The sequence below is a fragment of the Candidatus Woesearchaeota archaeon genome, from assembly GCA_016928155.1.
Lineage (GTDB): Archaea > Nanobdellota > Nanobdellia > Woesearchaeales > JAFGLG01 > JAFGLG01.
This window is the reverse complement of sequence record JAFGLG010000017.1, coordinates 84618-102211: the sequence shown is the minus strand read 5'-3', so window position 1 is coordinate 102211 and position 17594 is coordinate 84618. Positions and strand designations below refer to the sequence as shown.

General features: G+C 47.9%; 30 protein-coding genes. 5 read left to right on the top strand and 25 right to left on the bottom strand.

Annotated features, from left to right (window positions below; all coding sequences use genetic code 11):
• The 25 genes from JW968_07415 to JW968_07295 all read right to left on the bottom strand — a co-directional run bounded on the left by JW968_07415 (window position 1) and on the right by JW968_07295 (window position 13984).
• The gene (locus JW968_07415; GenBank protein ID MBN1386766.1) at window positions 1-480 is read right to left on the bottom strand and encodes an uL15 family ribosomal protein; all 480 of its coding nucleotides are present in this window, start codon (window positions 478-480) and stop codon (window positions 1-3) included.
• Window positions 481-517: 37 nt separating this feature from the next.
• The gene (locus JW968_07410) at window positions 518-919 is read right to left on the bottom strand and encodes an uL30 family ribosomal protein (GenBank protein MBN1386765.1); all 402 of its coding nucleotides are present in this window, start codon (window positions 917-919) and stop codon (window positions 518-520) included.
• Window positions 920-921: 2 nt separating this feature from the next.
• A complete protein-coding gene (rpsE, locus tag JW968_07405) occupies window positions 922-1662 on the bottom strand; it encodes a 30S ribosomal protein S5 (GenBank protein MBN1386764.1) in 741 nt (246 codons plus the stop codon).
• Between the two features lie 77 nt (window positions 1663-1739).
• On the bottom strand, window positions 1740-2276 hold the full coding sequence (locus tag JW968_07400; GenBank protein MBN1386763.1) for a 50S ribosomal protein L18: 537 nt from the start codon (window positions 2274-2276) through the stop codon (window positions 1740-1742).
• 5 nt (window positions 2277-2281) lie between these two features.
• Complete coding sequence (locus JW968_07395) at window positions 2282-2731, bottom strand: 50S ribosomal protein L19e (GenBank protein ID MBN1386762.1); 450 nt, start codon at window positions 2729-2731, stop codon at window positions 2282-2284.
• Window positions 2732-2739: 8 nt separating this feature from the next.
• On the bottom strand, window positions 2740-3333 hold the full coding sequence (gene rpl32e / locus JW968_07390) for a 50S ribosomal protein L32e (GenBank protein ID MBN1386761.1): 594 nt from the start codon (window positions 3331-3333) through the stop codon (window positions 2740-2742).
• Window positions 3334-3341: 8 nt separating this feature from the next.
• Complete coding sequence (gene rpl6p / locus JW968_07385; GenBank protein ID MBN1386760.1) at window positions 3342-3896, bottom strand: 50S ribosomal protein L6; 555 nt, start codon at window positions 3894-3896, stop codon at window positions 3342-3344.
• Between the two features lies 1 nt (window position 3897).
• Complete coding sequence (locus JW968_07380) at window positions 3898-4287, bottom strand: 30S ribosomal protein S8 (GenBank protein ID MBN1386759.1); 390 nt, start codon at window positions 4285-4287, stop codon at window positions 3898-3900.
• 9 nt (window positions 4288-4296) lie between these two features.
• Window positions 4297-4503, bottom strand: coding sequence for a 30S ribosomal protein S14 (locus JW968_07375; GenBank protein ID MBN1386758.1), 207 nt, complete (start codon window positions 4501-4503; stop codon window positions 4297-4299).
• Window positions 4504-4531: 28 nt separating this feature from the next.
• A complete protein-coding gene (locus tag JW968_07370; GenBank protein MBN1386757.1) occupies window positions 4532-5071 on the bottom strand; it encodes a 50S ribosomal protein L5 in 540 nt (179 codons plus the stop codon).
• Window positions 5071-5769, bottom strand: a complete 699-nt coding sequence (locus tag JW968_07365) for a 30S ribosomal protein S4e (protein ID MBN1386756.1) — start codon at window positions 5767-5769, stop codon at window positions 5071-5073. The genes JW968_07370 and JW968_07365 overlap by 1 nt, the downstream gene beginning before the upstream one ends.
• Window positions 5762-6157: a 50S ribosomal protein L24 gene (locus JW968_07360; GenBank protein ID MBN1386755.1), complete on the bottom strand. Its 396-nt coding sequence runs from the start codon at window positions 6155-6157 to the stop codon at window positions 5762-5764. The genes JW968_07365 and JW968_07360 overlap by 8 nt, the downstream gene beginning before the upstream one ends.
• 5 nt (window positions 6158-6162) lie before the next feature.
• Window positions 6163-6564 carry a 50S ribosomal protein L14 gene (locus JW968_07355; protein ID MBN1386754.1) on the bottom strand — a complete coding sequence of 134 codons (402 nt, stop codon included), beginning with the start codon at window positions 6562-6564 and terminating at the stop codon, window positions 6163-6165.
• A gap of 12 nt (window positions 6565-6576) precedes the next feature.
• Window positions 6577-6912 (bottom strand): 30S ribosomal protein S17, encoded by a 336-nt coding sequence (locus JW968_07350; protein ID MBN1386753.1) that lies wholly within the window; start codon window positions 6910-6912, stop codon window positions 6577-6579.
• A gap of 10 nt (window positions 6913-6922) precedes the next feature.
• On the bottom strand, window positions 6923-7174 hold the full coding sequence (locus JW968_07345) for a ribonuclease P protein subunit (protein ID MBN1386752.1): 252 nt from the start codon (window positions 7172-7174) through the stop codon (window positions 6923-6925).
• Complete coding sequence (yciH, locus tag JW968_07340; GenBank protein ID MBN1386751.1) at window positions 7171-7479, bottom strand: stress response translation initiation inhibitor YciH; 309 nt, start codon at window positions 7477-7479, stop codon at window positions 7171-7173. Before yciH ends, JW968_07345 begins: the two co-directional genes overlap by 4 nt.
• Before the next feature lies 1 nt (window position 7480).
• Window positions 7481-7678 carry a 50S ribosomal protein L29 gene (gene rpmC / locus JW968_07335; protein MBN1386750.1) on the bottom strand — a complete coding sequence of 66 codons (198 nt, stop codon included), beginning with the start codon at window positions 7676-7678 and terminating at the stop codon, window positions 7481-7483.
• Window positions 7668-8489, bottom strand: a complete 822-nt coding sequence (locus tag JW968_07330; GenBank protein ID MBN1386749.1) for a 30S ribosomal protein S3 — start codon at window positions 8487-8489, stop codon at window positions 7668-7670. Before JW968_07330 ends, rpmC begins: the two co-directional genes overlap by 11 nt.
• Window positions 8482-9093 (bottom strand): 50S ribosomal protein L22, encoded by a 612-nt coding sequence (locus JW968_07325; protein MBN1386748.1) that lies wholly within the window; start codon window positions 9091-9093, stop codon window positions 8482-8484. Before JW968_07325 ends, JW968_07330 begins: the two co-directional genes overlap by 8 nt.
• A 1-nt stretch (window position 9094) precedes the next feature.
• A complete protein-coding gene (locus JW968_07320; protein MBN1386747.1) occupies window positions 9095-9478 on the bottom strand; it encodes a 30S ribosomal protein S19 in 384 nt (127 codons plus the stop codon).
• Between the two features lie 2 nt (window positions 9479-9480).
• On the bottom strand, window positions 9481-10197 hold the full coding sequence (locus JW968_07315) for a 50S ribosomal protein L2 (GenBank protein ID MBN1386746.1): 717 nt from the start codon (window positions 10195-10197) through the stop codon (window positions 9481-9483).
• A gap of 1 nt (window position 10198) precedes the next feature.
• Complete coding sequence (locus JW968_07310) at window positions 10199-10483, bottom strand: 50S ribosomal protein L23 (protein ID MBN1386745.1); 285 nt, start codon at window positions 10481-10483, stop codon at window positions 10199-10201.
• Between the two features lies 1 nt (window position 10484).
• Window positions 10485-11291, bottom strand: coding sequence for a 50S ribosomal protein L4 (locus JW968_07305; GenBank protein MBN1386744.1), 807 nt, complete (start codon window positions 11289-11291; stop codon window positions 10485-10487).
• A gap of 2 nt (window positions 11292-11293) precedes the next feature.
• Window positions 11294-12277: a 50S ribosomal protein L3 gene (locus JW968_07300; GenBank protein ID MBN1386743.1), complete on the bottom strand. Its 984-nt coding sequence runs from the start codon at window positions 12275-12277 to the stop codon at window positions 11294-11296.
• A gap of 333 nt (window positions 12278-12610) precedes the next feature.
• Complete coding sequence (locus tag JW968_07295) at window positions 12611-13984, bottom strand: hypothetical protein (protein MBN1386742.1); 1374 nt, start codon at window positions 13982-13984, stop codon at window positions 12611-12613.
• A gap of 93 nt (window positions 13985-14077) precedes the next feature.
• On the opposite strand from JW968_07295, the gene JW968_07290 reads away from it, so the two are divergent.
• The 5 genes from JW968_07290 to JW968_07270 all read left to right on the top strand — a co-directional run bounded on the left by JW968_07290 (window position 14078) and on the right by JW968_07270 (window position 17491).
• Entirely contained in the window at window positions 14078-14437 is a 360-nt protein-coding gene (locus JW968_07290) for a toprim domain-containing protein (protein ID MBN1386741.1), read from the top strand.
• Window positions 14438-14739: 302 nt separating this feature from the next.
• Complete coding sequence (locus JW968_07285; protein ID MBN1386740.1) at window positions 14740-14976, top strand: hypothetical protein; 237 nt, start codon at window positions 14740-14742, stop codon at window positions 14974-14976.
• A gap of 3 nt (window positions 14977-14979) precedes the next feature.
• Window positions 14980-15669 carry a hypothetical protein gene (locus JW968_07280; GenBank protein ID MBN1386739.1) on the top strand — a complete coding sequence of 230 codons (690 nt, stop codon included), beginning with the start codon at window positions 14980-14982 and terminating at the stop codon, window positions 15667-15669.
• Window positions 15670-15696: 27 nt separating this feature from the next.
• On the top strand, window positions 15697-16971 hold the full coding sequence (locus JW968_07275; GenBank protein MBN1386738.1) for a hypothetical protein: 1275 nt from the start codon (window positions 15697-15699) through the stop codon (window positions 16969-16971).
• 67 nt (window positions 16972-17038) lie between these two features.
• Window positions 17039-17491, top strand: coding sequence for a hypothetical protein (locus JW968_07270; protein ID MBN1386737.1), 453 nt, complete (start codon window positions 17039-17041; stop codon window positions 17489-17491).
• Window positions 17492-17594: the final 103 nt, after the last annotated feature.

Genomic DNA, 17594 nt, shown 5'->3' with positions numbered 1-17594 from the left:
TCATTCAGCTTGCACAGGCTCTGCCGGCGCTTCTTTCCTTACAGGAAGCTGAACCTCCCCTCCTGCAGAGCCGATCTTCTCAACAGCGCTCCTGGAAGCATACTTGGCCGAGATCCTGTATCTCCTCGTCGGCATGCCGACACCCAAGAGCTTGTTGCACTTCATATCAGCGAGATTTATCATGAAAGAACCATCAACTTCCTTGACGATACCTCCTGCAAGGAGCTTCTGGAACTTCTCTTCAATGAAAGCTATGTTGATGGCAGAGATCTTCTCCTGATTCTTCTGCTTGAAGCCGTGCCTGCCAAAATAATCTTTATCCTTCCAGATAGATGGCTTCTTCGCGTCCCCTCTCTTGCCAGTGCCTGCCATGCCGCGTCCGCCGCGATTACCTGCGCCACGATGCTTCTTCATAGCACCCCAACCATGGGTGTGAGAGCCTCTCTGCCTGCTTTTCTTCGATCTCTTGTTGACAACCATAATCATAACCTCTGATCTGACATATCCTAATAATCCCTCAAATCATCCTCTTGATGAGATCATTGATCTTCTCGCCCCTATCACCAAGAGCACCTCCGATCCTGAAAGTCCTCTTGACACCTTTCCTCTCAAAACCTTTCCTCGGCGGGTGCAGCCTGAAATAAGGCCTCATATTACCATCCGAATCCTTCTCGCTCCTCTTATCGACAAGGAGCTTTTGAGTTTCATCATCAATGAAACCCCATGTGATATAATCCTTGGCCTTCCTTATCATACCCATGACCGAAGGGTTGGGATCAAGCACAACACAATGATGCTTCCTGATGAGGTTCAGCATCAGCAATGTATCCTTAATAGGCTTCCTTATGCCTGTGAGGCCCCTAAGCCTGATAATGGCGATCTTTCCGTTCTGCACTTTTTTCCCAGATTCCTTTTCCATATTCACTCACTTTCCTCAATCTCAGGCTTCTGGCTGACAATCTTCCCCTCTACGATGCCAAGCCTCTCCTCAAACTTCGCATCAACTTTCGTCGACATGAGCTTCTTCAGGGCATCCTTCAATGCCAGCAGCAGATTCACCTTCGTCTTGCTCTGGCCATAGGCCTTTGACCATATATCCTTGATGCCAGCCATCTTCAGTATCTTGCCGCATTCCTTCTCGACCTTCAGTCCAGCACCCTTCGGGGCGGGCTTCAGGACAATAATGACAGAGCCGCACTTGCCGGTAACCTTGAAAGGTATGGTATGAGGAGTCTTACAGCCGCACTGCCATGAGCCGCATCCTCTCCTGATCTTGAAAATGTCAAGCTTGGCATTCCTGAACGCCTTCTCCCTCGCAGGGACAGTCTCTTTTGCGCTCCCCTCGCTCAGGCCGATATACCCGTTCTCATTGCCGACGACAGCATAAGTCGTGAACTTCGGCTTGTTGCCCTCCATTGTCTTCTTCTGCGTCTGCCTGAAGACCCTTCTCTGGCCTCCTCCAAACTTGCCCTTTGCCTGGCCGATAAGCAGAAGGTCTGACTTAAGGTCAGGGATCAGGACATCAATTATCTCTGACTCCAGAATCTTCCTGCCTTCATCAAGTATCTGATCAATATCTGTGATAATCCCCTCTTTGACCTGCTTCCCCAAAGAGGTCTTCGGATTCCAGACTGCCTGATCCTTCTCCGGCCTTCCCCTCATATCTCTCCTGGGATCAGATTTCTGATCAACTTTCACATTCTCCTCTGCTACATCCTCAGGCTTCTTTTCATCCGGCATCATCTAGCACCCATAATCTGTTTTTTGACCTTATCAAACAATTCAGGAAGCTTTGCAGCATCATACTTGAACTGTCTTTTATCCGAGTATTCTGAAATATGCTTGCCTGAGACCCTATCATCATCAGGCAGGATATCCTTTGAGCATTCTATCCCAAGGCCGCCATCAATAGCACCCCTGACAAGAGCATACAGCCTGGAACCCCTGACAGATGTCGCCAAACCGATATCGACGATTATCCTGCCGCTGACTTTCCCAGCCTTCGCCTTGCTCGCAAGCAGCAGACCCACAAGATATGCTGCAGGAACATTTGACCTCGGGGCTGTCCAACCCATCTTGATGAGCTCCCTCGAAGATGCTGAGAGCAGCACCTTGTCACCCTCAGGTGCAAACTCGATGACCTGTGCAGTCATATTCTTCAGCGATTTCCTGATCACCAGTCTCCTGCTTCCAGAAGAGAGCAGCTTGAGCCTCTTACGATAATCAGTCTTTCCTTCAAGCTTCCTCCTGAAAGGTATATTATATCTGCTCTTCATTTCATTCACTTCTTGAACATCCCATGTTCATCAATATAAAGTTTCATGTGCCTGAGGCTCCTGAAAAATCCGCCCTTTGCCTTAAGGTAAAGCAACCTGTAGTCCTTGACAGACACCTTACCTGACAATTTGACCCTCATCAGGAAATCCCTCTGCTTCCTTATTTTAAACATCCATGCCTCCTTCCTCGGCAGCCTAGCCCCTTTCTTACCTTTCCTGGAACCATGGCCTTTCTGCCTGCCCTTGGATTTCTGGATCTTGATCTTGTTCGCGCGGGCCCTTGAGATGCCCCTTATCGGCTTCTCTCCGATAGCCCTGTCCTTGACCAGCCGCCTTATGTCAGCCTTTGTGATGGCTTCCTTAATCTCTTCAAGCCTCCCCTCATCAAACCATACCCTCTTCGGAGAGCAGTCCATGACATCAGCAGCCAGCTTTTTCTGAAGTTTGAGTTTCATATCGCACCTTAAACAGAGTCTTTCTTTGTCAGGAGCTTATCCATATCCCTCTTCTCCTGCATCTTCTTGTCCTCATCGACAATCTCCTCGACACCCTCTTTCTTCTCTTCCTTGCTCTTCTCCTCTGCCTTCTTCTTGAGATCCTTCTCCTTCTCCTTCTTCGAAGCTTCCCTCATTGTCCTCTTCTCTCTCTTCTCCTTCAATCCAGCCCCGATTTCCTTCAGTTTCTTCTCAGGATCACGGATATTGAGTATGATAACCTTCTTCTCCACGAGCAGCCTTATCAGTTCCTCTCTCCTCTTCATGCCAACTGATGAAGAGATGACCGCGCCCTGAATCCCGGGATCAATAGCCCTGACAGCAGCTGCATTCGCCACGACAACAGGAATAAGGCCCTGCACCGAGAGACCCCTGACAGCACAAGGTGACTTATAGCCCACCTTTATCTTCTTCTTGTAGCTCTTCCACCCCATCCTTATCTTGGAATGGATGCCTTTCGGTCTCCTGTACTTCTTCTGCACCCTGCCCGCCTTATGAGAATCCTGGGCAGTGAATTCAGGCTTCTTCGCCTTCATCTCTTTCCTGATCTTGAGCAAATCCATCATAGCACCTAAATCTTCTTACCATCCTTCTCTATGAAATATATACCATCCTGGAATATCCTCCTGTCACGGTTCGTTATCCTGCAAAGCTGCTCTATATCAGCCGCAACCTGACCGGCGATCTCCTTGTTGACTGAAGTGACCTCAACCATATCACCATCGATCTTGACATCTGCACCCTTCTTTATCTTCAAGATCCTTGGAATCTTCTCACCAAGGAAATTCTTGACACTGAACTCATCACCCTTCAGCGCGACATTCATGGGGAAGTGGCCTGAACAGATCTTCAGCCTGTACATGTGGCCTCTTGTAACCCCTACAATCATGTTCCTGAAATGGGCCACCATCGAGTTGAGGATCTTCTTCTCCTTCTTGGAATCCTTATCAGTGAAAACCGAAACCATATCCCCTTTCACCTCGACATTCAAGATAGGATTGTTGATGAGCCTCTCATTCTCCCCCTTAGGGCCCCTGAACCTGATCCCCCTCTGAGCGAATGTGGCTGTGACTCCTTCAGGCAAATCAATCTCCTCTCTCAGCTCGTGTCTCTTCTTCTCTGCCATCTTAATAACAGTATGCCAGCATCCTTCCGCCGAGCATCTTCTCCTTGGCCTGGATATGTGTCATTATACCTTTCGGCGTCGATACAATAAGTATGCCGAAGTCCTGAGCAGGCAGGAACCTCGTCTCGAACTTCTCATAATCACCAAGCTTGACAGCGTACCTGGGCTTGATGACATTGCACTTGTTTATCTTCCCCAGGAGATTCACAACAAGGAAATTCCCCTTGCCGTCCTCGACCTCCTTATACGTGCCGATGTAGCCATTCTCATTCATGATCTCAAGCACTTTCTTGATGACCTTCGAATGAGGCTTGACCTCCACCTCTTTACTGCCTATCCTCTCACAATTCATGATTCGTGACAATGCATTTGCCAATGGGTCATTCAACATTTTCTTACCTCAGCTGAATTTTTTGAATCCGATATCAAAAGCGACTTCCCTGAAGCATCTCCTGCAGAGATTGAGGCCATACTTGTCGATATGCCCTCTTGCGCTTCCGCATCTCCTGCACTTCTTCATGGAGATCCCGCCCGACCTCTCTTTAGGTGAGTTATGCTTCAAAAACTTCCTGTACTTTACAGGCTTAACCCTCAACTGCTCGAGCATCTTCTTATGATCCGATGTTGTCATATTATCACTCCGCCTGCTCCTCCTTGATCCGTATGCTGAAACTCTGCTTCAAGAAGGCAGCAGATTCCTCCTTGCTGATGTTCTGCCTCATAGGCAGCCTCCTCTTGAGGTGCCTCCTCCTCTTGATCCTGTGGCCATTCCTCTCCAGTGTCAAGCAGACCTGGAGCCCCATGATGCCAATCTCAGGATCATAATTGACCCCGGGGATATCAATATACTCATGGATACCGAAAGCGACATTCCCGAAATCATCAATCTGCTTCAATGAGAGAATGCTGTCCTTAGCCTTGACAAGCTTCAGGAAAACCTCCTCTGCCTTATCCCCTCTCAGTGTGATCTTGCAGCCGATCGGGAGACCCGGCCTAAGGCCCCATGTAGGGATCCTCTTCTGGGTGACAGTCTTGACAGGATCAACACCCACAATATTCTTGATCAGCCTGACAGCTTTCTCAAGCTTCTTCTGATCCTTACCAGCCCCGATGTTAAGCGTGAGCTTCTCTATCTTGACACTCTTCATCGGATTCGTATCATTTGCCTTTGCCATCATTTAGTCACTGTCAAAAGAGGCTTATCCTTCCCGATCACCAAGGCATATGCCTTCAGAGTCTGGATAGATCCGGCCTCAGACCTTATATTGATTGTGTCCTCCTTTATCCCCTCAACGACCCCTGTCTGGCCTGCATACTTCCCTTTCTTCAGGTAGACTGCAGCACCTTTCTCAAGCTTCAGCAGCTCCAGGATCTTCTGGTCAGGAAGATGCAGAAGCAGCGAATCGCCGACACCATATGATCCCTTCGCTCCCTTGTCAGCAAGGATATTCTTACCGTCATCAAGGTTCAGCTGGGTCCTGCCACTGACCATGCTCTTGTTAATGATCTTGCATATCTTCATGTCTGCCTCATCTTTTCCGATCGCGACAAGATCAATCTTGCCTTTCTTATTGAAAATGACCCTGTAATATTCATTGAGATCAGGAACCTGGACTGTATCCATGACGCCGACATTGAATTTGAGGCTCTTCCTCCTCATGCCGTCGATAAGCACATTTCTGTTATTTATGATGTACTTTATCTCCTTTGATGTCCTGCCATACTTCAGGATATCAGCCATAATTATCCTCAAAGGGAGGCATTCATCCTTGGGATGAGCACCGGGTGCAGGCCTAACAAGGAAAACCTGCGATTTCCTCTTGATAGCCCATGTCTTCGGGGCTGCCAGTGTCTTCAGATGATTCTTAACCATTTTGCTGCACCTTTGGCCTGAGCTTCTCAGCCCTTTTCTTGTCACTCAAGTTCAATTCGACAATAAGCAGATTAGGGATCCTGAACGGATAAAGCACCTTGTTGCCGTCCTTCCTTATGGTCTCTATGCCTGTGATGTAGACCCTGCTGTTCTTGACATCCACCCTCTCGACCTTGCCTTCTCTCTTCCTGTGGGTGCCTTTCATGATCCTGACCCTGTCACCCCTGATGAGCCTCACTGCTCTCCTGCTGTGCTTGCCCCTCAGTTCCTTGGACAAATGGCATCCGAGCATCCCGCTCTTCACATGCTGCGGTGCATTGTAAAGGAATTTCCTCTGCTTCCTCGGCTGCTTGCTCCTGTTCCATGATTTCGAATATTCGTTCTTCATATCAATCACAATATTATGCTGGCTATCTTAGCGACAGCAGGCCATCTCTCTGCAGCCTCTTTCGCAATCGGACCCTTGTATATGGTGCCTTTCGGATTGCCCTTGTCGTCCTTCAGCACGACAGCTGCATTGTCCTCGAACTGTATCCTGATACCATCAGGCCTCTGATACTCCTTCTTCTGCCTCACAATCACAGCAAAAACAACCTGCTTCCTCATGTCAGGCTTGCCCTTGACGACAGCAGCCCAGACCAGGTCGCCGATGCCTGCAGCAGGAATCCTGTTCTTGACAGTCTTCCCGCCCTTCACAGCGATTATCTTCAGGATCTTGGCCCCGGAATTATCGCAGGTAGGCACCCTCGTGCCGAGGTTCAACGGCTTGGTCATTTTCGCATTAACAGCTTTCATTATGATTCACTTTCATCCAGTCTTTTTCTTAATTATCTCCACGATGACAAAGTTCTTTGTCTTGCTCAGAGGCCTGCTCTCCATGACCCTCACCTGGTCGCCCTTCTTCGCATTCAGGCAATCCGGGCTATGTGCATGGATCTTGGTCCTCTTCTTCTCATACCTCTCATATTTAGGGATATAAGCCCTGCGCTCCCACTGGATGACAGCAGACCTCCTCATCTTGTCTGATACGACCTCACCCACAAAAACCCTGCCTCTCAGCTTGAGGGTGCCGTGGAATGGGCAGTTCACGTCATCACACCGCTCTTTCGGGGCAGGAACGTCAATGCCGATGCTTTTCTTCATTTTTTCACCTTCAATCCAGCAACCTTATCCTTATCCTATCTTCTGGCCTCTCATTTATTATGCTTCCGTCAATCTCATGATGACCGATCATCAGCATGATCCCGGTCTTGATGAACCTGATCCTCCTCATATCACCTGTGAGCAAGGTTATCATACCCTTTGTCTCATCTATGACCTTCCCTTGAACCTCTCTGCCATCCTTTTTCTGCCTTATCCTGACCTGCAATCCTATGAACTCCCCGCGAACAAGGCCTATGTTCATCTGATCTCGATGGTCTCCGGAGCGAATCCATACTTTATGAGCTGTTCTTTGACCCTTGACTTGTGATTGCCCTGGAGCTCGATATATCTCTCCTTGAACGTCCCTCCGCAGGCAAAAAAATTCTTGAGTCTCTTGGTCAGGTCGCTCATATTTATCTCCTTTGAATCGATGCCCTCTATGATGGTGTAGCTCTTGTTGTATTTCTTCTTGACGATCTTGACAGTGATCTTCTGGCTCTCCTTGGCTATTGTCTCACAAACGCACAGCTCTGAAGGCAGCCCGCAAACCGAGCAAATTTCACTCATCCTATTTAACATCCTCCTTTTGTTTCTTTATCGTGAGCACCCTCGCCATGGTCTTCTTTATGTTCCTTATCTGGCTGGGGTTCTTCGGATTGGTACCTGTCGCGACCTGGGCACCCAGCTTGACAAGCTCCTTCTTCATCTCAGCAAGCTTCGCGTCAAGCTGCTCGGGTTTCATATCCCTCAGGTCCTTAGCCTTCATCGTGCACCTCAGGCGCGCTGAGATCGCTCATCCCGGCGTCATCCGCCTTTTCCTCCCTGACCGGCTTGGCCTCCCTCTTCCTGGACTTCCCAGCCCTGTCATCCTTCGGCCTGGAGGATTTCCTCGATCTCTTCTGAGACTTCTTCTTGGCATCATCCTTCTTCTCTGACTCAGGCTTCTTCTCATCAGTCATCTCTTCTTCCACGAACTCCGCCTCGTCGAGGAATCTGAAATGATCAGGCAGCTTCAGATCAGGGGGCATGATAGACACCTTAATGCCTATGGTCCCGGTCTTGAGCTCAGCCCTCGAGTAAGCATGATTGACACCGCTTATCGATATGTCCCCGCATTTCTTCAGATAGCCTGCATAGAACCTCCAAGACTTTGCCCTGCTGCTGGGTATCTTGCCTGAGATCACGATCTCGATCCCTCTGGCACCAGCCTCAAGCACACTGGTCATCATCTTGTGACCTATGCCCTTGAACCTGTTCGAGCCGAACTTCTCCAATGATGTGGCGATGCTCTCAGCGATGATGTCAGCGTCGAGGTACATGTTAGATACCTCTGAGGTCTCGATCTGTGGATTCTCCAGGTTGAAATGCCTCTTGAGATCAGCCGTAAGCTTCTTGATGTTCTGGCCCTTCCTTCCGACAACAAGGCCCGGATGCGAAGTGAATATGATTATCTTCTCGCCGAGAGGGGTCCTCTGCACCTTCGTGTGGCTGTGGCCCGCCCTCTTGAGGTTCTTTGAGATAAATTCCTGTATCTCCATCTCCTTAATGTTCTGCTTGACAAAATCCCTTTCAATCATTCACGTCACTCTCTTGCTTTTTTTCCTTCTTCTGTGATATAGACACATCCTTCTCTGATTTCCTGCCTGCCTGCTGAGCATCAGATACCCGGACATTCTCTTCCTGCCCGGGCGCTTCCGGATTCTTCACTGCCTTCTGCTTCCTGGGCCTTCTCTCCTTGCTGACTTCAGCTTCCTTGACAACAATCTCGACATGGCTCCTCTTCATGACCCTGCCCCTGTGCCTTCCCGGCTTCATGGGCCTTGAGGCCTGATGAGACGAGACGTGGACAAGTGTCAGATTACCTGTGTTGAGGCCCTTTGACTGAGCATTCGCCTCGACAGACAGGAGCAGCTTCAGGAATTCACCGCCTGCCTTCACAGGATACCTTCCCGGGCCGATGCCCTTCTTATGGCCCATGTCCATATTGAATCTCCTGAACGGGACAGCCTTCTTCTTTGAAATGACATCTTCCAGGCATCTCTTCGCCTTCTGGAGATCCATGCCCCTTATGAAGCTGGATATCTCAATCGAATGCTTTGTGGATATAGCCAAGTCTAACCCGGCCACCCTGGCCATGTTGTTCTTGTCATAATCCCTGAACGAATATCTGAAGTTCGACATATTATTTCACTGATATATTTGAGCTTGATTTTGTGGCACCTACACCAGGCGAACTGTGAGTGACCCTCTTCCTTGTCATGGCAAACTCACCCAAGCAATGGCCTATCATCTCCTCATTTATGCTGACAAGCACATAATCATTGCCCTTGTGGACCTTCACCATGATCCCGACCATCTCAGGAAGGATAACCATGTCCCTGCAGTGGGTCTTGATGTTGGATTTCTTCTCCTTGATATTGCTGAGCAGTATCTTCTCCTGGTCTGTGAAGCCCCTCTTCATCTTCCTTCTGGCTGAAGCCGGCAGAATCTCAAGGAGCTCTTCCCTGCTGAGGTTCTTCATCTCGTCAAGAGTCTTTCCGCGATACATGAATTCTTTCTTTGCCATTTTTACCTCTTCATACCAGTCCTTCTCGGTTTAAGCTTACCAACTTTCCTGCCCGGAGGCGCGAACCTCGGAGCGATAGTGGGCCTTCCCTTCTTAGACGAATGCTTGCCACCAAACGGGTGGTCGACTGCATTCTGGGAAATCCCGCAGACCCTCGGATACAGCTTGTTCTTGGCCCTCATCTTATGATAATGATTCCCTGCCTTTATGAAGGGCTTCTCAGGCCTACCGCCGCCGGCAACCACACCTATAGTCGCCTTGCACAAAGGATGGAACTCCTTCTTCTTCTTCGAAGGCAGCACGACAATTATCTTGTTCTCCATCTTGGTCAGGATCCTGGCGGCTGTGCCTGATGACCTGACAAACTTGCCTCCGTCACCCGGCTGAGACTCAATATTGAAAATCATCGTCCCTTCCGGGATCGATTTCAGTGACATCGTGTTCCCTGCAGCAAGCACAGTCTCAGTGCCAATCTCGACTGTGTCACCGACCTTGATCCCCTCGGGAGCCATATTATAAGTAATTGTGGCATCATCATACCTTATCTGGATCATGGGTGCAGTGTGGGCGGGACAGTGCAGGATATCGATGATCCTCCCGACCACCTTCTTATCCTCAGCAACCTGCTTATAGCCCGGCTTGGCCTTGAACCTATGGCTCGGAGCCCTGTAAGTGGTGCTCCCTTTCCCCCTTGCCTGCTGTATAAGATTCTTTCCCATTTCACATCAGACCCAATTGAGTCGCAATATCCATGGCAGGTGTCTCGTCCGAAAGCTTGACATAAGCCTTCTTCTCCCCCTGCGGCGAAACGAATGTGTTTATCTTGACAACCTTGACCTTGAACATCTCCTCGACAGCCTTCTTTATCTCAGGCTTCTTAGCCTTCTTTGCCACAGAGAACACCAGCTTGTTCTCTGACTCCATAAGCCTTATGGATTTCTCTGTCGAGAGCGGATAATTTATGATCCTGATCTTCTCCTTCCTCACTGATTTGCCGGCAGCCATTTTACATGAACAAACTTTCTTTCTCCATCCTATTCAGAGCAGCATCTGTCCAGATGGTCACCCTTCCTGGTATCGTGCCCGGAGCCAGGAGCTCTGCATTGAGGCTGTTGACAGTGACGACGTCGACGCCTGTGATGTTCCTCGCGGATTTCAGGAGCCCGCAGTCCTTTGAGACAACAAGCAGAGGACCTTTCTTCTTCCTGTACCTCCTACCTCTTGTCTTGCCCTTGCCAGCCCTGACCTTCTTGACAGAGCATCTCTCAAGCTCCCTGCTGAAACCCAGCTTCTGCAGGGCTTCGACGACATCCTTTGTCTTTGACAGATCCTCAAATTTGGATTCGACTGTGAACGGGTAATTATCCGGAGCGAAATGGCCCCTCTGTGTCACGAGGACCCTATCGATAGTCGCTGAGATAGCAGACCGGATGGCTTTCCTGTTCTCTTTCTTATTGATCTTCTGGGACCAGATCTTCTCAGCCTTCGGCGGATGAGCCCGCCTTCCAGAGACAGTCCCCGGCGCAAACGCTCCAGCCCAGATCATCCTCGTGCCTCTCCTGGCAAAGATCTTCCTCGGCACCCTGCTGATGCCAAGGCCGTATGATCCCCTGTATTTTCTCCTTCTCCTGGAGACCTCTGCGGACGCCCTCTTGCCTGCCATAGGATCAGATCCATAAGGCTGCCTAGCGTTTGACTGCAGAGAGAGCACAGCCCTCTTGATAAGATTGGGCATCACTTCCTCTGAAAACTGCGCGGGCATCTTCATCTTACCTGCTTCAGCATTCGACAATGAAAATATCTTCAGTTCCATGTTCAGTTACCCTGATTTGATTTCAATGATATTGATGATATGTCCATGGCCCCATATTCGAGCTTCTTGTTCGGCCTGACCGGCCTGTTGAACCTTATGAGCCTCTTAGTCGGACCAGGCACAGAGCCCTTCACAAGCACATATGTGTTCCTGACGACGCCATATCTTATGAATCCACCCTGCTTGTTGACCTCCTCAGCCTTGCCTGATATCTTGAGGAGGATCTTGTTGTAGTCTGTCCTAGAATGATAGCCCATCTGGCCTGCATGAGGGACAGTCCATGACCTCTTCCCTTTCATGCCCCAGGCACCCACGTTGGCAGGGCCTCTCTTTGTCTTCTCTGCCTTGTGGCTCCTTATTGTGACACCGAACCTCTTGACAGGACCCTGGAATCCCTTCCCTTTTGTGATCGCTTTCATATCGACCTGAGAGCCGTCAGCAAAAACATCTTCGATGGGGATCTCCTTACCCAGCTTATCCCTTGCGAATTTCAGCTTGTCATCCCCGGATCCGCCGATAGCAATCTCAAAGACCTCAGGCTTCTTCTTCCCAATCCCAGTAAGCCTCGGCTGTGTGTAAGCAAGTATCCTTATATCATCATAATCAGAGGCATCCTGCGGCAGCTCAGCGGAGCCATCCTTTGATTTCGGGAGCTTCCTCTCCAAGTCCCTGTCTGTCTTGGCGACAATCTCCCTGATGCACGCAAGCCCGTATGTCTTCTTCTTATAGAATCTTATCGAATGGACTTTCAATGGCGGGCATTCGAGTATAGTCACAGGCCATCTCACTGTCTTGCCTTTTGACAATGAGTTCTTCCTCGGATCCACAAAAGAAACATGTGTCATGCCGACCTTGTAGCCTGCGAAACCCAGAAGCTTCGCATCCTTTGCAACCGGCCAGCTCCTTGTCCTCTGGTATTCACGTTTAGCCCTCTTCCTAGGCCAAACACCCATGCTCCCTCTCCTCGGTCTTACGCTCGATGCCATTTTTCAGTTTTTACCCTTTGATCTTGAATAGTCTGAATCAGAGCCTGAGATGTAGCTGAACATAATCTGCCATAAAAAGGCCTATTATTGCAGGTTTTCTTCAGAACAAGGTTTTTCAACCAATATTGTACTGAAAAACTGCTTTTCAGGCTTTGATTGGTGTAATCATGTGTTTAAACAATTTTTTTTGGATTTAAACACTGCTTGATGATTTTGTGATGAATCAGCATGTGTTTTATAAATCTATCGAAACATTTTATTTAATTTTATTTAGTTATAATATTGAAAATAACCCCTTTAATCCTATCCCCGACTGTGTTTCCTAAGCAAAAATCATTCAGCTGATTCAGCCGGCTTCTTCTTATCTTTCTTGGGCTTGCTCGGCTTGAGATGTCTTGCCTTCCTTAAAGAATACTGTGCAGGATTCTTTATCTTCTGGCAGAGATTATCAGGGAAGCATACGCCGATGCCTTTCATGTACATCATGTTGTCGCAGTTAGGCGGCAGGATGCTCTTCTTCCTGGACATATGATATCTCAGCTGGCCAAGCCAGATGTTCTCCCTCAAGGGCTCAGGATTCCTCATGTTCCACTCCCGCATGTACGCTTCAATCTTAGCATAATCCCAGCCGATGCTGGTGAGATAATTCATCAGGATGAAGACAGCCCGCTTCTTGCCGTCGTCAAGACCCTTATGGATCCTCTGGATGCACGGCGGGAAGAAGCTCTCGTCAAGAGCGATCTTCAGATCATCAGCAAAGTGTTGCATCTTCCTGACCTCCTTCTGCCTCTTCAAGGTCTCCTTGACGTGGAAGTCAAAAGCCTGGACAAAAAGGGACTTGGTCTCATTCTGCTCCGAATGTACGCTGTCGAGGAACCTGAATCCGGAAACTTCGACGACATCGGGCCTTGCAGAATCCTTATCAAAGTCAAGGATCCTCTTCGGATCGATCGGGATGCTGACGAGGCCGCTCTTCTCATTGATGGAGTAGGGCATCCTGTAAAGGTGTCTTGACGATATGAGAACTGTGTCGATGTCGAGTATCCTGAAAGGGTCGAATTCCGGCTTCCCCGAGGATCTCCCGACGAGATCACTGAAGCTGATGCCTGTTGTCTCGGATATACTGTCAATGCTGTCCGCAGCAAGAATCCTCTCTGCAAGAGGCTTCCTTATCATCTCCTTGAGATAGAGCGCGATCTGCTGGGCGCCATCCGGGAAAAGCAGCTTAGTCTCCCTGCCGTGCACATTATCCGGGAATGATCCGAAAGGGACACCGATATGGAAGCCATGATTGCCGGAGAACTTGCAGCTGATGCTGGAGATGCCATGATGGGACAAGGCCTTCACCAGGAGGTCTGCTGCAATCCTGCTGTAATCAAGGAACTTGCAGTCGATATCCAGCACAAGATCCCAGCCAGACCTGAGCTTATCAATATCCGCTTTCTTCATGCTCGGCTGGAGCTGGAGCGGGCTGCTCCAGATCTCCTCAGAGACATGGAAGCTAGTGGCTCCCTGCCTGGCTGCCTCGAGGATATCATTCGGATACTGAAGTATGTCAGGCCTCTTGCCGAAGCCTTTTGAGCCATACTTGATGGCCACTTCCCTGCTTCTTGAACTCCTCAGCATCTCCTGCCTGATGTCTTCCCTCTTGTAGAACTTCAGGGTAGTCGAGAGAGGGATATCGAGATATTTAGCCTCTTTTGCCATAAAACCCCCTGACCAGACCATTCATCTGAGGTATTTAATGTTTATGGAAAACAACATGGAAAACAATAAAAGAGCTCCTTCATCTGCCACAGCATGGACATCCTGGAAAAAGAGATTCTTGACAAATGGATCATCGATGTGAATGAGACGCAGACGCCTTTGATTGTCGAGGGAAAAAAAGATGTTGCAGCGCTCAGGAACATCGGGATAAGGAACAGAATTTTTTCCCTGAACAAGCCATTGTACTCTTTTGTCGAGCAGATCGTCGAGAGCACTGACAGCATAATAATCCTCACAGACCTGGACAGGGAAGGCAAAGAGCTCTACCATAAGCTGAAGACCGGGCTCGAAAGGTTCGGAGTGAAAGTCGACAGGAGATTCAGGGAGAGGCTCCAGAAGAACACAAAGATAAGCCACATTGAAGGCATTGATACATATTATCAGAACCTATAAGAACCTAGACATTTTGGCGGAAAACTCAATGTTTTTATGTAATCATGAGATATTAGACATTAAATAATCACAAGATATCATATAACCCGCAAGTAGAGATGGTATATGACTAGCATCTTTCCATCCATGAATCTATTGCATGCTGCTATGCTTCCTGAATCTGACTCCTGGTGGGCAATTTTATAAATAGTTTTCATCAAAATCGAAAAATATATAAACTAGTGTATGTAAAAGCTATACCAATTGTGGCAAACTACCACAAATATTCACTTTTGTGTGATTAACAAAAAGGAGGTTAAAAAATGGGTGACATCTCAAAGAAGACAGTGCTTGTTCTCTTGATTTTGACAATATGTCTTTCAGTGTTCACCACATGGGCAATGTGGAGCAGGATTACAGAGACAGCGACAGAGTTCCCAGCAGGAACAACAACACCTGTCGGCCAAGTGAAATTAGGGATAACCGGCAGCAATCTACCACCTGTGCAGACAACCGGCAGAGTGGCATTGGAAATTACTAATATGGCAAAAGGAGGTTAAAAAATGGGTGAAGTTTCAAACAAAACATTAGTATATCTATTAGTAGCAGCAATCGTGGTCTCTCTAGCAAGCTTTGCCTGGCTCATGGGAGGGATCTCAGAGTTAGGGATGCTGGCAGGATTCGCAACAGGCGAGACCAATTACACAGGCAAGGTCAACATAACCATCACACAAGTTCTGTCAATCAATGCGACTGACCTGCTTATAGATTTTGGCGTCAACTCTAATTTCTCTAGGGTGATTAATAATATCACCTGCGACTCAGCAACCGGAACACAGGTTGTTGATGCAGTCACAACTGATGCAAACGGATTCAATGGGCCGGGATGCCTGAGTGGAGATCACTTTGCACTCTGGAATGATGGTAACGTTGAAGTCAACATCAGCATCAATGTGACAGGAACAGCTGCAGAACTTGTATGCCAAGATGCAACATCAGGCAATTATACATTCTGTACAGCACAAGCTGCATTGGAGTTCAAGCTTGACGGACATAACTGTGCCAGTGGTATTACCACTTACCAGGAATTCCCAAAGAATGTGGAGAATGTAAGCTGGTGTAATGCCCTTCCAATTGGAAGCACCCCTCAAAAATGGGCAAATGTATCTGCAAAAGTCCTGGTGCCTCTCGGTGCATCCACATTAGGTAACGAAGCTTCTGTCAATGTGATCTTTGAGGCAGTCAAGAAATAAATTATCTTTTTTTTCTTACTTTTTAAAATGGCAAAAAACATATTTTTCCTAATCTTAATATTAGTCCTCATAATCCCAGCAGCAAACGGCATAAGAGGGACTTCTGATCTGCTGAACAGGAACCTAAATGTCGAGCTCGGCAAAAGCCATGAGTATGAATACACCATCATAAATAACCAAAAAATACCCCAAAGCTATTCAATAACCTTTCAGGACAGGGGCGGCGGGAAGACAGACCTCAATAAATATTTCTCAGCAGAGCCGGCCTCGATACCTGAACTCAAACCCATGGAGACATTCACCTTCAAGGTAAAAGTCAATTTCTTCGAAGACTCAGAGCACTTCGGGCAGCATGTGATAAAAATGTCAGTGACAGAGGGCAACACTATCGAAGGAGCTCTGACAGTGAAGGGATCACTGGCTTTCCTCTTTTCTCTCCATGTATTGCATCCTGGCCTGCTGGCAGAGACCAGACTCAATGCCAGGGACATCGGCGAGAATGAGACTGAGATAACAACAGTATCAATATCCAACAAAGGAAAGATAATGATAGAGGATGCGCATGCAGAGCTGAGGTTCTACAACTCATCAGGCGGGCTTGTCCATACCGCAGACACATCAAAAGTCTCTCTCAATTCCTTCCAAAGCCATAATTGGGATGTGAGGTTCCCGATGGGGGGTTATCCCCCAGGAAAATATTCAGTCGAGGCAGATGTCCATTACAACGAAATAACAGAAAATCTCAATGATTCCTATCTTGTCGGCACAAGACAGCTCAAGATAAACAACCACACCAAAGAGATATACTCAGACATGATAAACAAATTCGAATTTGAGGTAGAGAGCCTCTGGAACGGAGAGCTCAAAGATGTCTGGGGGGAAGTGACCTTCAATGGTGTGGTGGCAAAGACATCTCCGATAACGCTCGGGCCGTTCGGCAAAGGAAACCTGTCGACATACCTCGATGCAAACGGGGTTAATGCAAGCGCATACCCGATACAGCTGAGAGCATATTATGGGGAAAGGATAACAGAGAAGGACAGCCTTCTCGCAGTTCTTGAGAAAACCCTCCATAGGCCGATGTTCCTGCAGTACTTCAACATAACAAACCTCCTGCTGCTGATACTAACCCTAATCATGCTGATATTCCTGATACTCAGGGTACAGGACAGGAAAGAGATGAGAAGATACAGTCATAAGGCAGGGGGGAATGATCCTGATTTCGATGAACTCGAAGGTGATGCCCCCAAGCCAGACAAAAAGAAAAAGGCAAAGAAGCTCGAGGCCCCAAAGCATCCCTGAAATAAAATCATACACTCCAAATAAAAAAATAATAAAAAATATAAATATAACCTCAAAATCAGCCAATATGCGTAAGAAACATAAATTCGGACATACATCAGGATTCTCAACAAAACAACTCATCATAGCTCTCATTGCCATAATCATATTGACAGTGTCCTTGACAAGCATAGCCTATTTCTCATACATGCATGTCGAGACAAGGACCATAGAGATGGACATCAAAGTGGTGGAGAAAGGCGTTGGCATAAACCTCGGGGATGATTTCCTGCATTTCGGCTCAGCACAAAAAGGAGGCAGCACACTGATAAGGGAAGTCGTCCTAATCAACCCCTATAATTTCCCGCTCGATGTCAAGATGAAGGTGGTTGGGAACATCAGCGGTATGGTAGAAGCCATTCCATCAATGCCTCATCTCGAACCCAATGAGGCGAAGACAATACAGCTGATTGGAATACCCAACAAAGAGATAGGGTATTATCATGGGTATGCCAAGATGACATTCTGGCGAAGCAAGTAAGTATTTGTCTCTTGTTCTTTTTTCTGAGCATCCTTGACCCAATATACCCAGTTCCATATCTTTTCTATATCTTTTTTATACCCTTTTTTATATATCTTATAAT

Coding starts and splice junctions, on each gene's coding strand:
- JW968_07415 (MBN1386766.1), bottom strand. CDS start 480: ATGGTTGTCAACAAGAGATCGAAGAAAAGCAGGCAGAGAGGCTCTCAC.
- JW968_07410 (MBN1386765.1), bottom strand. CDS start 919: ATGGAAAAGGAATCTGGGAAAAAAGTGCAGAACGGAAAGATCGCCATT.
- rpsE (MBN1386764.1), bottom strand. CDS start 1,662: ATGAGGGGAAGGCCGGAGAAGGATCAGGCAGTCTGGAATCCGAAGACC.
- JW968_07400 (MBN1386763.1), bottom strand. CDS start 2,276: ATGAAGAGCAGATATAATATACCTTTCAGGAGGAAGCTTGAAGGAAAG.
- JW968_07395 (MBN1386762.1), bottom strand. CDS start 2,731: ATGAAACTCAAACTTCAGAAAAAGCTGGCTGCTGATGTCATGGACTGC.
- rpl32e (MBN1386761.1), bottom strand. CDS start 3,333: ATGGATTTGCTCAAGATCAGGAAAGAGATGAAGGCGAAGAAGCCTGAA.
- rpl6p (MBN1386760.1), bottom strand. CDS start 3,896: ATGGCAGAGAAGAAGAGACACGAGCTGAGAGAGGAGATTGATTTGCCT.
- JW968_07380 (MBN1386759.1), bottom strand. CDS start 4,287: ATGTTGAATGACCCATTGGCAAATGCATTGTCACGAATCATGAATTGT.
- JW968_07375 (MBN1386758.1), bottom strand. CDS start 4,503: ATGCTCGAGCAGTTGAGGGTTAAGCCTGTAAAGTACAGGAAGTTTTTG.
- JW968_07370 (MBN1386757.1), bottom strand. CDS start 5,071: ATGGCAAAGGCAAATGATACGAATCCGATGAAGAGTGTCAAGATAGAG.
- JW968_07365 (MBN1386756.1), bottom strand. CDS start 5,769: ATGGTTAAGAATCATCTGAAGACACTGGCAGCCCCGAAGACATGGGCT.
- JW968_07360 (MBN1386755.1), bottom strand. CDS start 6,157: ATGAAGAACGAATATTCGAAATCATGGAACAGGAGCAAGCAGCCGAGG.
- JW968_07355 (MBN1386754.1), bottom strand. CDS start 6,564: ATGAAAGCTGTTAATGCGAAAATGACCAAGCCGTTGAACCTCGGCACG.
- JW968_07350 (MBN1386753.1), bottom strand. CDS start 6,912: ATGAAGAAAAGCATCGGCATTGACGTTCCTGCCCCGAAAGAGCGGTGT.
- JW968_07345 (MBN1386752.1), bottom strand. CDS start 7,174: ATGAACATAGGCCTTGTTCGCGGGGAGTTCATAGGATTGCAGGTCAGG.
- yciH (MBN1386751.1), bottom strand. CDS start 7,479: ATGAGTGAAATTTGCTCGGTTTGCGGGCTGCCTTCAGAGCTGTGCGTT.
- rpmC (MBN1386750.1), bottom strand. CDS start 7,678: ATGAAGGCTAAGGACCTGAGGGATATGAAACCCGAGCAGCTTGACGCG.
- JW968_07330 (MBN1386749.1), bottom strand. CDS start 8,489: ATGATTGAAAGGGATTTTGTCAAGCAGAACATTAAGGAGATGGAGATA.
- JW968_07325 (MBN1386748.1), bottom strand. CDS start 9,093: ATGTCGAACTTCAGATATTCGTTCAGGGATTATGACAAGAACAACATG.
- JW968_07320 (MBN1386747.1), bottom strand. CDS start 9,478: ATGGCAAAGAAAGAATTCATGTATCGCGGAAAGACTCTTGACGAGATG.
- JW968_07315 (MBN1386746.1), bottom strand. CDS start 10,197: ATGGGAAAGAATCTTATACAGCAGGCAAGGGGGAAAGGGAGCACCACT.
- JW968_07310 (MBN1386745.1), bottom strand. CDS start 10,483: ATGGCTGCCGGCAAATCAGTGAGGAAGGAGAAGATCAGGATCATAAAT.
- JW968_07305 (MBN1386744.1), bottom strand. CDS start 11,291: ATGGAACTGAAGATATTTTCATTGTCGAATGCTGAAGCAGGTAAGATG.
- JW968_07300 (MBN1386743.1), bottom strand. CDS start 12,277: ATGGCATCGAGCGTAAGACCGAGGAGAGGGAGCATGGGTGTTTGGCCT.
- JW968_07295 (MBN1386742.1), bottom strand. CDS start 13,984: ATGGCAAAAGAGGCTAAATATCTCGATATCCCTCTCTCGACTACCCTG.
- JW968_07290 (MBN1386741.1), top strand. CDS start 14,078: ATGGACATCCTGGAAAAAGAGATTCTTGACAAATGGATCATCGATGTG.
- JW968_07285 (MBN1386740.1), top strand. CDS start 14,740: ATGGGTGACATCTCAAAGAAGACAGTGCTTGTTCTCTTGATTTTGACA.
- JW968_07280 (MBN1386739.1), top strand. CDS start 14,980: ATGGGTGAAGTTTCAAACAAAACATTAGTATATCTATTAGTAGCAGCA.
- JW968_07275 (MBN1386738.1), top strand. CDS start 15,697: ATGGCAAAAAACATATTTTTCCTAATCTTAATATTAGTCCTCATAATC.
- JW968_07270 (MBN1386737.1), top strand. CDS start 17,039: ATGCGTAAGAAACATAAATTCGGACATACATCAGGATTCTCAACAAAA.